We start from the raw sequence: 12,975 nt of genomic DNA on the forward strand, positions 1-12,975 counted from the left end.
GCAGGCGCGAGCGGGGCTGCAAGCACGAAGAGGCTCACCCGATGAAGCTCTCCTGGTATCCCGGGTCCTCGATCCCGAGCGCGAACGGCGTCGCCGCGAGCGGCTGGTAGCAGTCGAGCATCACCGCGAGCTCGTTCGTGCTCCTCGCCCCGATGGACGCCTCGTACGCGCCGGGGTGCGGCCCGTGCATCGTGCCGGCGGGGTGGTGCGAGATCGAGCCCGCGCCGACGCCACGCCGCGAGGTGAACTCGCCGCGGACGTAGAACAGGACCTCGTCCACATCCACCGACGCGTGCGGGTACGGGCAGGGGACCGCCTCGGGGTGGAAGTCGAGCAGGCGCGGCACCAACGAGCACACGAGCGCGCCCCGCGTCGCGAACGTGCCGTGCCAGGTCGGCGGCAGGTGCACGAGCCCCGCGCGCGGCTGGAAGTTCAGGATGGGGAAGGCGAACGGATAGAGCGCGCCGTCCCAGCCCACGACGTCGAGCGGCGGCGCGTCGTAGCGGAAGCCGTGGAACGCGCCCGCGCGCTTCACGACGAGGTCCCGGAGGCCCTCGTCCTGCGGCCCCTTCCACTCGACCCGGCGGAAGTCGCGGTGCGAGTACGGCGCGTCCATGCGGAGCTGCCCGGTCTCGTTCCGCCACTGCGACGGCAGGTGCACGCCGCCCGCGCACTCCAGCACGAGCCAGCGCTGCGGGCCGGGGTCGGGCAGGAACCGGTGCAGCAGGCCCTTCGGGACGTAGACGTAGTCGTCCTTCCCGAACCGGAGATCGCCGAGGGGCGAGCGCAGGAGGCCGCCGCCCTCCTGGACGAAGTAGAGGTCGTCCGCGTCGCCGTTCGCGAGGTAGACCGGATCGGCCGCGGTCGGCGTCGCGAGCCCGATGGTCACGTCCGCGTTGAAGAGGAGCGGGACCCGGGCGTCCACGAGCGGGCCGCCGCGCGGCGCGAGGTCCTGCGTCCGGTAGTGGCGCTTCTCGAGCCGGCGCGCCGGGCCCGCCTCCGGGAGCGGGAACCCGTGGCGCGGCTCGACGGCGTGGACCGCGTGCGGCCGCCCGCGGTGGTAGGCGAGCGTGTACGGTCCGTCGAAGCCGGCGCGCGTGTACGCCTCCTCGTACAGGAGCCGCCCCTCGGCGTCGCGGAAGGCGAGGTGGTGCTTCCTCGGCACCGCGCCCTGGACGATCCGGTCGAGCATGCGCGCCGCGCGGGCGCTACGCCCGGCCCTCCTTCACCTGCTCGCGCTCGATCGACTCGAAGAGCGCCCGGAAGTTCCCCGCGCCGAACCCCTGGTCGCCCTTGCGCTGGATGATCTCGAAGAAGAACGGCCCCGCCGCGGGCTCGTGATAGAGGCCGGCCGCGTCGCGGAGGAAGATCTGGAGCAGGTAAGAGTGCGGCCCCGCGCCGTCGACCAGGATCTCCAGCTCCTGCACGGTCCGGACGTCCTCGTCGATGCGCCCGATGCCCGTCCGCGCGATCCGCTCCGGGAGCGCCTCGTAGTAGGACGCCGGCGTCGGCATGAACTCGACGCCCCGGGCGCGCATCCCGCGCACGGCGGAGAGAATGTCCTCCACCGTGAGCGCCGCGTGCTGGATGCCGTCCCCGCGGTGGTCCTCGTTGAAGACGTTGATCTGGGAGGACTTGAACGCCGGCCGCCACGGCTCGTTGTTCGCGAACTTCACCGGCGAGCGCGGGTCCTTCATCACGATGGAGCGGAGCCCCGAGCCCTTCTGCGCCTGGAGCGCCTGGCGGCGCGCGTCGGCGGCGGTCGCGTCCTTGGTGTGGAACTGGACCTCCCAGAACTCCTCGAACCCGAGGACGTGCTCCATCCAGAGGAGCGCCGGCTTCATCGTCTGGAAGTTCTGCGTGAGGTGGTCGACCTGGCCGAAGCCGAACGCGTTCCTCCCGCCCTCCGGCGCCTCGAGCCGGTCGAGCCCGGGGTAGATCCCGCGGTAGCCCTTCCGCTCCGCGAACCGGAACGTGGTGTCGCCGAGCGGCGTGGTGATGTTGAAGGTGCGGAGCGTCCCGCCGTCGTCCTGGTGCTCCTGGACGTCGGTGACCGGCGTCCCGCCCCGCTCCTCGAGCAGCCGGAAGCAGCGCGCGGCGTCCTCGACCTCGAACACCACCGTGCCGACGCCGTCGGGGTGCTTGCGGAGGTACCGCCACGCGCGCCCGCCCTCGCCGGCGGGCTCGGAGCAGACGATGCGCACCTGTCCCGCCTCGAACACGGCGGAGCGCTGCCTGCCCTCCGCCTCGAGCGCGGCCGTGCTCCGCGCCACCTCGGCGAAATCCAGCTTCTCCGTGTAGAACCGGCGGCTCCGCGCGAGGTCGTGCACGTAGTAGTGCAGGGCCTCGATGCGGACGATCCCGAGCGGCTCGAGCCTGTCGGCGGCGGTCGTCATGGCGTCCTCTCGGGCGGGGCGTCGGACTGGCGGTCGGGCTCGGCCGCCTGGAACGGCGCGAGCGCGCGGCACGCCTCCTCGATCCGGCCGAGCGTCGGGAACGGCGCCACGTCTACGCCGAAGCGGCGCGCGCTGTACATCTGGGGCACGAGGTAGCACTCGGCGAGGCCCGGCGCGTCGCCGTGGCAGAACCGGCTCACCGGGCCGTGGTTCACCGCCGCTTCGAGCCCCTGGAGCCCGACGGTGATCCAGTGCCGGACCCACTCCTTCTCGTAGCCGGGGTGCCGCTCCTTGAGCATCCGCAGCACGATGGCGTTCTGGAGCGGCTGGATCCCCGAGTTCACGTGCTCCGCGAGCGAACGGACGCGGGCGCGGCCGGCGAGGTCCGCCGGGAGGAGCGGCGGGTCCGGGAACCGCTCGTCGAGCCACTCCAGGATCGCCATGGACTGGACGAGCCGGAGCACCTGGCCGTCCTCCTCGACCTCGAGCACCGGGATCTGACCCATCGGGCTCCGGGCGCGGTGCGCCTCGGAGTGCTGCTCGCCGGTGAGGAGGTTCACCGGGACGCACTGGTAAGCGAGCCCCTTCAGCCCGAGGCCGATGCGGACGCGCCACGAGCTGGAGGACCGCCAGTAGGAGTAGAGGCGCAGGGTCGTCATCCGGGCACCACCCGCTGGGCGATGGTGCCGAACACGTTGCGGCCGGCGCCGTCGCGCATCTCGAGCTCGACGGTGTCGCCCGCCGCCAGGAACCGCGTCGTCGCCTCGCCGTGGTCGATCAGCTCGAGCGCGCGCTGCTCGGCGATGCAGGACCACCCGCGCGCGCGGTCGGCGTTGGAGATCGTGCCGCTGCCGAGGATCGTCCCCGCGGTGAACGCACGGGTCTTGGCCACGTGCTGGACGAGGTCGAGGAACGAGAAGTGCATCTCCGGCCCGGCGTCGAGGTCGCCGACGACCTTCCCGTTCCACCGCACCGTCAGGCGGAGTAGCACGCGGCCGTCGCGCCACGCCGGGCCGAGCTCGTCCGGCGTCACGGCGAACGGCGAGAACGCCGTCGCCGGCTTGGACTGGAAGAAGCCGAAGCCCTTCGCGAGCTCCGCCGGGACGAGGCTCCGCAGCGTCACGTCGTTCGCGAGGCAGAGGAGCCGCACGCACCGGGCGGCCTCGGAGGCGCGGGTGCCCCGGGGCACGTCGCCGAGGATGCAGCAGACCTCGCCCTCGAGGTCGAGCCCCCAGGCAGGATCCTGGAGCGGGATGTCCTCGGTGGGCGCGAGGAGCACGCCCGATCCGCCCTGGTAGACGAGCGGGTCGGTCTCCAGCGTCGGCGGCGGCTCGGCGCCGCGCGCCTTCCGCACGAGCCGGACGTGGTTCAGGTACGCGGAGCCGTCGATCCACTCGTACGCGCGGGGGAGCGGTGACAGGAGCTGGTCGGGATCGAGCGGCTCGCCGTCGACGTCCCCGGCGTCGAGGGTCGCGGCGAGGGCCCGGAGCGACGCCGCGCACGCGTCCCAGCGGTCGAGCGCGTCCTGCAGCGTGCGCGCCACGCTCCGCGCGTCGAGCACGGCGTCGCCGTCCCGGCGGACCACCACCAGCCGCCCGTCGCGGCTGCCGTCCCGTACCGTCGCGAGCCGCATCTCTCGCGAAGGTAGTAACGGGCGGTCGCCCGCGTTCGAAGGCCCGGGCGGGGCGAGGGCGCGTCCTCGGCACCCGCGCGCGGGGCGCGCTAGAAAGGTCCCCCGTGACCGGCCTCACCGTCTCCGTCCACGGCGCCCTCTCCGAGATCCCCGCCGCCGCGTGGGACGCGCTGCTCGCGCACGAGCCCGACCGCGCGAGCCCCTTCCTCCGGCACGCGTTCCTCCTCGCCTGCGAGGAGAGCGGCGCGGCGACCCCGCGGGCCGGCTGGGTGCCCCGCCACCTCGTCGTGCGCCGCCGCCGGGAGGTCGTCGCCGCCGCCCCCGCGTACGCCCGCGACCGCTCGGACGGCGACTTCGGCCGCGACTGGGAGTGGGCGTCCGTCGCCGCCCGCGGGCGGACGCCGTGGTACCCGAAGCTCGTCCTCGGGGTGCCGTTCACCCCGGCGACCGGGCGGCGCGTCCTGGTCGCCCCCGGCGAGGATCGCGGCGCGATGGTCCACGCCGTCGTCGAGGCCGCGCGCCGGCTCTGCGCCGACGAGGGCATCCACGGCGTGCACGCCCTGTTCCCGGATCCGGAGGACGCGCGGGAGCTCGAGGCCGCCGGCCTCGCGCTCCGCATCGACTTCCAGTACCACTGGAGGAACGACGGCTATCGCACGCCGGAGGACTTCCTCGCGCGGTTCCCGTCGAAGCGCCGGAACGCGATCCGCCGGGAGAAGAGCATGCCGGAGAGGCAGGGCATCGCGATCCGGACGGTGCGGGGCGACGAGCTCGTCCGGGATCCCGCCGGCTGGGCCAAGGCGTGCTTCGCGCTCCACCGGGCCACGACGGACAAGATGGTCTGGGGCATGCGCTTCGTGAACCGCGCCTTCTACGAGCGCGTCATCGCGGGCCTGCCGGACGCGGTGGAGGTCGTCGAGGCGCGCCGCGACGGTGGCCTCGTCGCGATGGCGTTCAACCTCGCGAGCCCGACGCGGCTCTACGGCCGGTACTGGGGCTGCGTCGAGGAGCACCCGTTCCTCCACTTCAACGTCGCGCTGTACCACTCCATCGACGAGTGCATCCGGCGCGGCGTCTCCGTCTTCGAGGGCGGGGCCGGCGGCGAGCACAAGATCGCGCGCGGCTTCGAGCCCGCGGAGACCTGGAGCGCCCACCTCGTCCTCGACCGCCGCCTCGACGCCGCCCTCCGCCGCCACCTCGACACCGAGCGCGCGCAGCGGCTCGAGGCCGTCGCCCGCTGGCGCGAGGAGCACGCCCGGCTCGGCGGATAGCGCCGACCCTCGGCCTCCACGCCCGGCCACGGGCAATCGAGGGCGTCCGGAAAGCGGGCGCCCGGTGTCCTTCACGTCGAGCGCGGCGCCGTGACGCCGCCACGACCCCGGGGCGAACGCGCGCCCGCGCATGCGCCCGGAACGACGAAAGGATCACCACCATGAAGCGCAGCCCCCTCGCACCCGTCCTCGCAGCCCTCGTGACCTCCGCCCTCGCCTGCGGCGGCTCCGGCTCCTCCTCCTCCGGCACCGGACCCGGCGGGGGCGGTGCGGGGCTGCAGCTCACGCGCGGCGCGATCACCGAGCGCGCGGCGGGGTCCATCACCGTGAACGGGACGAGGATCGACACCCGCTCCGCGACGGTCCACATCGAGAAGGCGCAGCGGCCCGAGTCCGAGCTCGAGAAGGGAATGGTCGTCACCGTGAAAGGCACCTTCGACGATCGGACCGGCACCGCCGCCGAGGTCGAGTTCGAGGACGTCGCGAAGGGCCGCGTCGACGACAAGGGCACCGACTTCCTCGTCGTCGGCGGGCAGACCGTCCGCGTGGACGACTCGACCGAGTTCCCCGACGGCTCCCGGATGGCCGGCGTCTCGGGCGGGTCGCGGGTCCGGATCTCGGGCGTGCCCGACGATCGCGGCGGGCTGCGGGCGACGCGCGTGGACCACGACGACGCGACCGGCGAGGACCTCGAGCTGAAGGGCTTCGTGTCCGACCTCTCCGCCGCCGGCTTCACCCTGAAGATCTCCCCCGACGCGGCGCAGGCGTGGACGGTCACGCTCGCCCCCGGCGTCGCGCTCCCCGCCGGGATCGCGAACGGTTCGTACGTCGAGGTCCGCTCCGCCGGCGCGCCGCAGGGCGGCGCCATCGTCGCCGCCGCGGTCTCGCTCGAGGACCGCGGCGAGGGCGAGGCCACCGAGGTCGAGATCGAGGGCATCGTCTCGTCCGGCACCTCGAGCGACTTCGTGGTCGACGGCCAGGCGGTCCACACCACCGCGACGACCCGGTGGTACCTCGGCGCGCCCACCGACCTCGCGCCGGGCGTGAAGGTCGAGGTCGAGGGCCACGCGCTCGTCGCCGGCGTCCTCCAGGCGGAGAAGGTCTCCTTCCGCGCGGCGTACCGGCTCCAGGGCGCGGCGGCGGACGTCGCGATCTCCGGCGCCGCGGGCACGCTCTCCCTCCTCGGCATCCCGGTCAGCGTCTCCGACCTCACCGAGTGGCGGATCTCCCCGTCCGCGCTCGCGGCCGGCACGACGATCGAGGTCCGCGGCGTGCCGCGCAGCGGCGGCGCCGGCCTCGTGGCGACGCGCATCGAGGCGACCAACGACACCCGCCTCGTGCTCCAGGGCGTGGTCTCCTCGGCGGACGCGGCGGCGGGTTCGCTCGGCATCCTCGGCCTCACCGCCGCGAGCGATGCCTCGACGGAATTCCACGCCGAGACCGCCGCCGACGCCCCGCTGGACCGGGCGGCGTTCTTCGCGGCGATCACGCCGGGGGTCACCGTGGTGAAGGTCCGCGGGCGCGACGCGACGGCGCTCTCCGGAACCACGCTCACCGCGAAGGAGATGGAGCTCGAGAGCCAGAAGTGACGTGTCGTGCGCGGGCGCGGCTGGCTGGGCCTCCGCCCGCTGCGCGCGAAGCCCCCGGGACGCCGCCCCGCGTCCCGGGGGCTTCGTCTATCGGGCGACGGGGTGCGGGGGTGGACCGCTCAACCGGCCCTCGCCCACCACAGCGTGATCTCCCGCGCCCACACTGCGCCGCCGTGCTTCGCCGCCAGCGCGCGGGCGTCCGCGAGGAGCGCGTCGAGCGCCGCCGGACCGAGCGCCGGGCCGACGTACGACAGCGAGCGGAGCACCGCGGCGAGGCGCGCCTCGTCGAGCGACACCGCGTCGTCGAAGCGCTCGGCGGCGGGGGCCGGCATCCCGGCGGTCGAGAAGAGGAGCCCGACCGGCGGCGGGGCCGGGCGGGCCTTGAAGTTCGCGCGGGCGATCCGGGCCGCGAGCGCATCGAGGAACGGCGTCGCCGCGAGGCGCGGGGTCACCACCGCGAGGACGCCGCCGGGGGCGAGGAGCCGGGCCGCCTCCCGGGCGCCGCGCTCGGGATCGATCCAGTGCAGCGCGTCGGCGAGCACCACGAGGTCGTGCGCCGCGGCGGGGAGGCCGGTGTCCTCCGCCGCCGCGTGCACCGGGACGACGGAAGGGCCCGCCTCGGCGGCGAGCGCGGCGAGCATCTCGCGCGCGGGCTCCACCGCGGCGACGCGTGCGCCGAGCCGCCCGAGCGGCAGCGCGAGGTGACCGGTGCCCGCGCCGAGGTCGGCGACGCGCGGCGACGGCCCGCCCGCGAGCGCGAGGAGGCGGGCGAGCAGCGCGTCCGGGTAGCCGGGCCGGAGCCGGTAGTCGGCGGCGAGCCGGTTGAAGACCCAGCGGGCGTGATCGGCGGGGCGGACGGCGCGGCGGGACACGTCCGGAGCCTACCGCGGGCGCGTGCGGCGCGCCGAGGGGCTCTGACGCGTCCGCGGCGCCGAACCGCTCGCGCGTCCCCGGCGCCCGGGGCACAATGGGGCGTCGACGGCCGGATCGTGTCCGTTCGCCCGAACCGCAGGGAGCCCGCATGACCGTCCCCGAGGAGATCCGCGCCGCGGCGCGCCGCGCGCTCGCGCGAGACGACGCCGCGCTGCTCGCCGAGTGCGAGGAGTCGTTCTACGTCGGCGGCGGCCCGGGTGGGCAGCACCGGAACAAGACCGAGAGCGCGGTGCGGCTCGCCCACCGGCCGACGGGCGTCGTCGTCACCGCGACCGAGCGGCGGAGCCAGCCGCAGAACCGTGCCGCTGCGCTCGAGCGGCTCCGCGCGCGCCTCGAGGCGCTCGCGCACCGGCCGAAGCCGCGCCGGGCGACGAAGCCCACGCGCGGCGCGAAGGAGCGGCGCCTGAAGGAGAAGAAGGCGCGCGGCGAACGGAAGGCGTCGCGCAGGGGGTGGGACTAGGGCGGCCGCCTCAGTACTGCCAGCGGGTGCGCGGCGCCGCCGGCGGCGCCGGCTCCTTCTCCGCCTGCGACGCGAGCGGGACGAGCGCGACGAGCCCGGCCTTGACGAGCCGGTCCATCGCGAGCCGCACCTCGGCGGGCGCGATGCCCGCGTCCTCGAGCGCGCCGGTGACGTCCGCGAGGCCGCGCGGCTTCGCCTGCAGCTCGCGGAGGATCAACCCGTCGCCGGGGGCGACCGCGAGCGGCGAGGCCCACGCCGCGAGCGCCGCGTCGAGGGCGCTGCGTCCGCCTCCGCGCGCCGCCGTGTACGCCGCCCGGTAAGCCTCCTCCGCAGCGACGCCGGAGGGAGAGAGCATGAACTTCTGACCTCGCGGCCACCGAGGTCCGTCGGACGACCTTCCGAGGAGCATGTGGCCGAGGTATCCGCCCGCCGCCCGGTGATTGTCAACACCAAGCGTTGCGCCAGGCTCGCGCCCTGGCCGGGGCCGGGCGGCTCCCCCGGGGCGCCGCCGCCCGCCTCGGAGGCGCACTGGCGCGACGCGCGGGGCCCGAGCAGATCCGGTGCGTGGCGGAGAAGGCGGAGCGGCGGCCGAGGGCGGCGCCGGGATGGGGCGGTGCGCGGGTGTTCGCGCTCGGCCACTCGACCCGTCCCATCGAGGAGCTCGTCGAGCTGCTCCGCGCCGCCGGCGTCGTCACGGTGGCGGACGTGCGCACGATCCCCCGGTCGCGCGCGAACCCGCAGTTCGAGCAGGGCGCCCTCTCGCGTGCGCTCGCCGCGGCGGGGATCGGCTACGCCCACCTGCCGCTGCTCGGGGGGCTCCGCCACGCGCGCAAGGGCTCGCCGAACGGCGCGTGGCGCAACGCCAGCTTCCGCGGGTACGCCGATCACATGTCCACGCCGGAGTTCGAGGAGGGGCTCCGCGCGCTCGCGGCGCTCGCGCGGTCCGGGCCGGTGGCGCTCCTGTGCGCCGAGGCGGTGCCGTGGCGGTGCCATCGCTCGCTCATCGCGGACGCCCTGCTCGCGCGGGGCGTGGTCGTCGAGCACGTGACGGGCAAGGGCAGGTGGCGGCCGCACCGGCTCACGCCGTTCGCGCGCGTGGAGGGGCGGCGCGTGACGTACCCGCCGCCTGCCGCCGCCGGAGCCGCATCGTGAGGACGAGCCCGCCGATGGCGTTCAGCAGGATGAGCGCGTTCGTGACCGTGAAGACCCAGTTCCGGACCAGCGCGCTGTAGAGCGTGAAGCCCACCGACGCGGTCGTCTGGCCGACGAACAGCCAGCGGGACACGCCCTCGGCGCGCTGCTCGCGCCACTGCTTCCAGACCTGCCGCGCGAGCGTCGCGAGGAGGACGGCGGAGCTGAACCAGCCGATGAGCTCGACCATTGCCTGGAAGGGTGGCCCTCTGCGCCGCGGGTGGCACCCGCGTTGCGCGCGGGTCGAGGCCGGGCGACACTGCCGCGCCCTTCCCCGGAGGTCGCCCTTGTCCGCACCGTCGCTCGTCCTGCTCGCGCTCGCCCTCGCCGCCGATCCCGCGCCGAAGGCCTCCGGCCCGGCGCCCGCGATCCACGCCCTCGTCGAGCGCTGCGTGGATGCGTACGGCGGGAAGAAGGCGATCGTCCGGCTCGCGCGGATCCGCGAGGAAGGCTCGGTCACGTCCAACGTGCTCCACCCCGGCGCGGCGGGCCGGATCAGCCGGGTCTACCAGCGCTCCGGCAAGCTCCGCGTCGAGATCGCCTACCCCGACGCGCCGCGCGAGGTCCGCGTGCTCGACGGCAGCCGCGGCTGGCGCTTCGGCGAGGAGGTGCAGGGGCCGTTCCTCGTCTCGATGATCCTCCAGGCGGCCCGCCTGGATCTGCCGTCGCTGCTCGCCGCGTGGGAGGCGAAGCTCGTGGACGAGGGCACGGCGGAGGTCGATGGGAAGACGCTCCGGGTCCTCGCGCTCGAGGTCGCGCCCGGCCTCCGGATCGAGGCCGCGATCGACGCCGCCACCGGGCGGATCCTGCGCTCGCGCGGCACCGGCACCGGCGGGATGCCGCTCGAGTTCGTGACGACGTACTCCGACTTCCGCACGGTGGACGGGGTGCTGGTCGCGTTCCGGGAGGGGAACTACGCGAACGGTCGCACCACCGGGGATACGGTCCTGGAGAAGGTGGAGTTCCCGGCGTCGCTCCCCGAGGCGACCTTCCGGCCCTGAGCGGGCCCCGGTTCCGCGTCAGCCGCGCGCCGCGCTCGTCGTGCGGCGCTCGATCCGGATCGCGCGGACGGTGACCACCGCGATCGTCACGATCGTGATCGGCGCCACGAAGAGCCACATCACCCGGGAAAACGCGGGGAGCGCGTCGTGCTCCGTGGCGGCGAGGACGAGGTACGCGGTGTACGCGGCGTAGTACCCGAGGAACAGCCCGCCCTCCCAGCGCGCCAGCGTCCGCGCCGTGAAGAAGAGCGGCAGGCACGCGACCGCGACCGCCGTCATGAACGGGATGTCGAGGGCGACGAGGGAACGGTGGACCACGAGGCCGCCCGGCGCGACCAGGCCGGCGACGCCGAGGATCGCGAGCACGTTGTAGACGTTCGAGCCCACCACGTTGCCGACGGCGATGTCCCGCTCGCCCCGGATCGTCGCGACGATGGACGTCGCCACCTCGGGGAGCGACGTGCCGGCCGCGACGATGGTGAGGCCGATCACGACCTCCGACAGCCCGGCGGCGCGGGCGATGGCGACGGCCGAGTCCACCAGCCAGCGCGCGCCGAGCACGAGCGCGCCGAGGCCGCCGAGCACGAGGAGCACGCTCGTCCCGAGCCCGCGGCGCGCCGGGCGGTCGAGCCGCTCGCCGTGCGCCGCCTCGGCCTGGGCGGCCGCAGACTCGCGGCGGCTCGCGCGGATGCTCACGACCGTGTAGCCCACGATGCCGGCGAGGAGGACGAGCGACTCACCCCTCCCGACCCGTCCGTCCGCGGCGAAGGCGAGGAGGAGGAGCGACGCCCCGATCATGATCGGCACCTCGCGCCGCCAGACCTGGCGCGAGATGGCGAGCGGCAGGATCACCGCGCAGGCGCCGAGGATGAAGAGGACGTTGAAGACGTTCGAGCCGACGACGTTCGCGACGGCGATGTCCGGCTGGGCGCGGAGCGACGCCATCGTCGAGACGACCAGCTCGGGCGTGCTCGTGCCGTACGCGACGACGGTGAGGCCGATGACGAGCGGCGAGAGGCCCGCGGCGAGGGCGAGGCGCGAGGCGCCGCGGACGAGGGCCTCGGCGCCCGCCGTGAGCAGGGCGAGGCCGAGGACGAGGAGGGCGAGGGTCGCGAGCGTCATGTCCGTTCTCCGGTCCGGGGGCTCCGGCGAGGGGCGAGCCCGGTTCACCGTCGGGCGGCGGCACGGGGCAGCGGCGGCGCGGTTCCGGCTGGGACGCCGACGCGCTCCGGGACCGAGGCGAGGAGCCGCTTCACGACGGCGATGAAGCCGCCGGTGAGCAGCAGGTTCAGCGCGAGGGAGAGGGCGGCGACGGTCACCATCGGCCCGCCGATGCCGTACCCGAGCGAGACCACCAGCACGCCCGCGCCCACCTCGCCGCGCGGCCACATCCCGATCGAGAGCGCGAGCCGCTCACGGAGCGTGGCCTCGCCCCGGTAGCAGAAGACCGGGAACATCTTCCCCAGGTTCGCGAGCGCCGTGACGCCGAGGACGTGCAGCGCGAGCGCCCCGGCGCCCTGCTCGCCGAGGTCCACGACCGGCATCGAGAGGCCGACCAGCACCATGAAGACGCCGGAGACCGCGTCGGCGGCGCGGAGGTCGGCGCGTGACTCGGCGTGGCCCGTCGCGCCGTCGGCGCCGGGCCGGTGCGCGATGGCGACGCCCAGCACGAACGCGGGCAGGAGCACCTCGACGTGGATGCCCATCACGTCGTCGATCCGGAGCGAGGCGAGGTGGATCGCCTCGGAGAGGAGCGCGATGGCGACCGCGTACCCGAGGAGCCACGGCCAGGAGGTCGGCGCCCGGAGGGAACGCATCCACCGCCAACCCGCCGCGAGGAGCCCCACGACGACGACCACGACGACGGCGAGCTGCCACCGCGCGCCGACGAGGAGCATCTTCAGCGGGATCATGAAGAGCACCGTGTCGAGATCATCGAAGATGGCGAGCACCCGTGCCTTGCGGTAGAGCCAGGTGGCGCCGAGCCCCGCGGCCGCGAGCATCGCGAAGAGGACGCCCGCCGAGGTCGGGGCGGCGAAGCGGCCGGCGAGGAGCGCCTCGCTCCAGGCGCGCAGGTTCCCCGCGGCGCCCGGCTCGCCGAGCACGACGACGAAGTAGACCGCGGCGAAGATCCAGGGGAACGCCGCCGCGGTCGCCGCGACGCCGTAGTCGACGAGCAGGGCACGGGGCCGCGTCCGGTCGAGCTCGAACTCGAGCCCGACGCGGATCATGACGAACCCGAGGGCCGCCATCGTCGCGACCCGGAGCACCTCGCGGGCGGCCCGCTCGGCGTCGCCGAGGGCAGGGAGGAGCTGCGAGCCGGCGAGACCGGCGACGAGCAGGACCGAGTAGAGGAGGACCTTCTTCACGTGCGCTCCCGGAGAGAGGCGCGGCGCGGACCGCGCATCCGGGGAGCTAGCGGAGCGGCAACTCTCGTTCAAAAGATAATGATCGAGAGATGCTGAGGGGTTCTGAATGGATCCGGCGGGGCCTGCCGCCGC

At 74.9% G+C, this 12,975-nt stretch carries 14 protein-coding genes; 5 read left to right on the forward strand and 9 right to left on the reverse strand.

Annotation, left to right across the window (positions count from 1 at the left end; translation table 11 throughout):
• Positions 1-34: 34 nt before the first annotated feature.
• Genes AMOR_RS19215 through AMOR_RS19230 form a run of 4 tightly spaced genes read right to left on the reverse strand, consistent with a single transcriptional unit; the run spans position 35 to position 4,029 of the window.
• Positions 35-1,192, reverse strand: a complete 1,158-nt coding sequence (locus AMOR_RS19215; protein ID WP_248353327.1) for a homogentisate 1,2-dioxygenase — start codon at positions 1,190-1,192, stop codon at positions 35-37.
• Positions 1,193-1,208: 16 nt separating this feature from the next.
• On the reverse strand, positions 1,209-2,396 hold the full coding sequence (locus AMOR_RS19220; protein ID WP_248353328.1) for a 4-hydroxyphenylpyruvate dioxygenase family protein: 1,188 nt from the start codon (positions 2,394-2,396) through the stop codon (positions 1,209-1,211).
• Positions 2,393-3,055 (reverse strand): maleylacetoacetate isomerase, encoded by a 663-nt coding sequence (gene maiA / locus AMOR_RS19225; protein WP_248353329.1) that lies wholly within the window; start codon positions 3,053-3,055, stop codon positions 2,393-2,395. Before maiA ends, AMOR_RS19220 begins: the two co-directional genes overlap by 4 nt.
• The gene (locus AMOR_RS19230) at positions 3,052-4,029 is read right to left on the reverse strand and encodes a fumarylacetoacetate hydrolase family protein (RefSeq protein ID WP_248353332.1); all 978 of its coding nucleotides are present in this window, start codon (positions 4,027-4,029) and stop codon (positions 3,052-3,054) included. The genes maiA and AMOR_RS19230 overlap by 4 nt, the downstream gene beginning before the upstream one ends.
• A gap of 104 nt (positions 4,030-4,133) precedes the next feature.
• Between AMOR_RS19230 and AMOR_RS19235 the strand changes: the two genes are divergently transcribed.
• Both AMOR_RS19235 and AMOR_RS19240 read left to right on the forward strand, forming a co-directional pair.
• Positions 4,134-5,300 carry a GNAT family N-acetyltransferase gene (locus AMOR_RS19235; RefSeq protein ID WP_248353334.1) on the forward strand — a complete coding sequence of 389 codons (1,167 nt, stop codon included), beginning with the start codon at positions 4,134-4,136 and terminating at the stop codon, positions 5,298-5,300.
• A gap of 161 nt (positions 5,301-5,461) precedes the next feature.
• Positions 5,462-6,889, forward strand: coding sequence for a DUF5666 domain-containing protein (locus AMOR_RS19240; RefSeq protein WP_248353335.1), 1,428 nt, complete (start codon positions 5,462-5,464; stop codon positions 6,887-6,889).
• Between the two features lie 119 nt (positions 6,890-7,008).
• Here the strand turns inward: AMOR_RS19240 and AMOR_RS19245 are convergent, their stop codons facing one another.
• On the reverse strand, positions 7,009-7,761 hold the full coding sequence (locus AMOR_RS19245) for a class I SAM-dependent methyltransferase (protein WP_248353336.1): 753 nt from the start codon (positions 7,759-7,761) through the stop codon (positions 7,009-7,011).
• A 149-nt stretch (positions 7,762-7,910) separates the two neighbouring features.
• Between AMOR_RS19245 and AMOR_RS19250 the strand changes: the two genes are divergently transcribed.
• Positions 7,911-8,282 carry a peptide chain release factor family protein gene (locus AMOR_RS19250; RefSeq protein ID WP_248353337.1) on the forward strand — a complete coding sequence of 124 codons (372 nt, stop codon included), beginning with the start codon at positions 7,911-7,913 and terminating at the stop codon, positions 8,280-8,282.
• Between the two features lie 10 nt (positions 8,283-8,292).
• On the opposite strand, the gene AMOR_RS19255 is transcribed toward AMOR_RS19250, so the two are convergent.
• Entirely contained in the window at positions 8,293-8,637 is a 345-nt protein-coding gene (locus tag AMOR_RS19255) for a hypothetical protein (protein WP_248353338.1), read from the reverse strand.
• Between the two features lie 209 nt (positions 8,638-8,846).
• Between AMOR_RS19255 and AMOR_RS19260 the strand changes: the two genes are divergently transcribed.
• Entirely contained in the window at positions 8,847-9,434 is a 588-nt protein-coding gene (locus tag AMOR_RS19260) for a DUF488 domain-containing protein (protein WP_248353339.1), read from the forward strand.
• On the opposite strand, the gene AMOR_RS19265 is transcribed toward AMOR_RS19260, so the two are convergent.
• Positions 9,361-9,663 carry a PQ-loop repeat-containing protein gene (locus AMOR_RS19265; protein WP_248353340.1) on the reverse strand — a complete coding sequence of 101 codons (303 nt, stop codon included), beginning with the start codon at positions 9,661-9,663 and terminating at the stop codon, positions 9,361-9,363. The genes AMOR_RS19260 and AMOR_RS19265 overlap by 74 nt on opposite strands.
• Before the next feature lie 97 nt (positions 9,664-9,760).
• Between AMOR_RS19265 and AMOR_RS19270 the strand changes: the two genes are divergently transcribed.
• Positions 9,761-10,474, forward strand: a complete 714-nt coding sequence (locus tag AMOR_RS19270) for a hypothetical protein (protein WP_248353342.1) — start codon at positions 9,761-9,763, stop codon at positions 10,472-10,474.
• 18 nt (positions 10,475-10,492) lie between these two features.
• Here AMOR_RS19270 and AMOR_RS19275 read toward each other — a convergent pair whose 3' ends face one another.
• Both AMOR_RS19275 and AMOR_RS19280 read right to left on the reverse strand, forming a co-directional pair.
• Positions 10,493-11,596, reverse strand: a complete 1,104-nt coding sequence (locus tag AMOR_RS19275; protein ID WP_248353344.1) for a calcium/sodium antiporter — start codon at positions 11,594-11,596, stop codon at positions 10,493-10,495.
• A 44-nt stretch (positions 11,597-11,640) separates the two neighbouring features.
• Entirely contained in the window at positions 11,641-12,843 is a 1,203-nt protein-coding gene (locus tag AMOR_RS19280) for a sodium:proton antiporter (protein ID WP_248353346.1), read from the reverse strand.
• Between the last annotated feature and the right edge of the window lie 132 nt (positions 12,844-12,975).

The organism is Anaeromyxobacter oryzae (genome assembly GCF_023169945.1).
In the GTDB taxonomy this organism is placed as follows: Bacteria; Myxococcota; Myxococcia; order Myxococcales; family Anaeromyxobacteraceae; genus Anaeromyxobacter; species Anaeromyxobacter oryzae.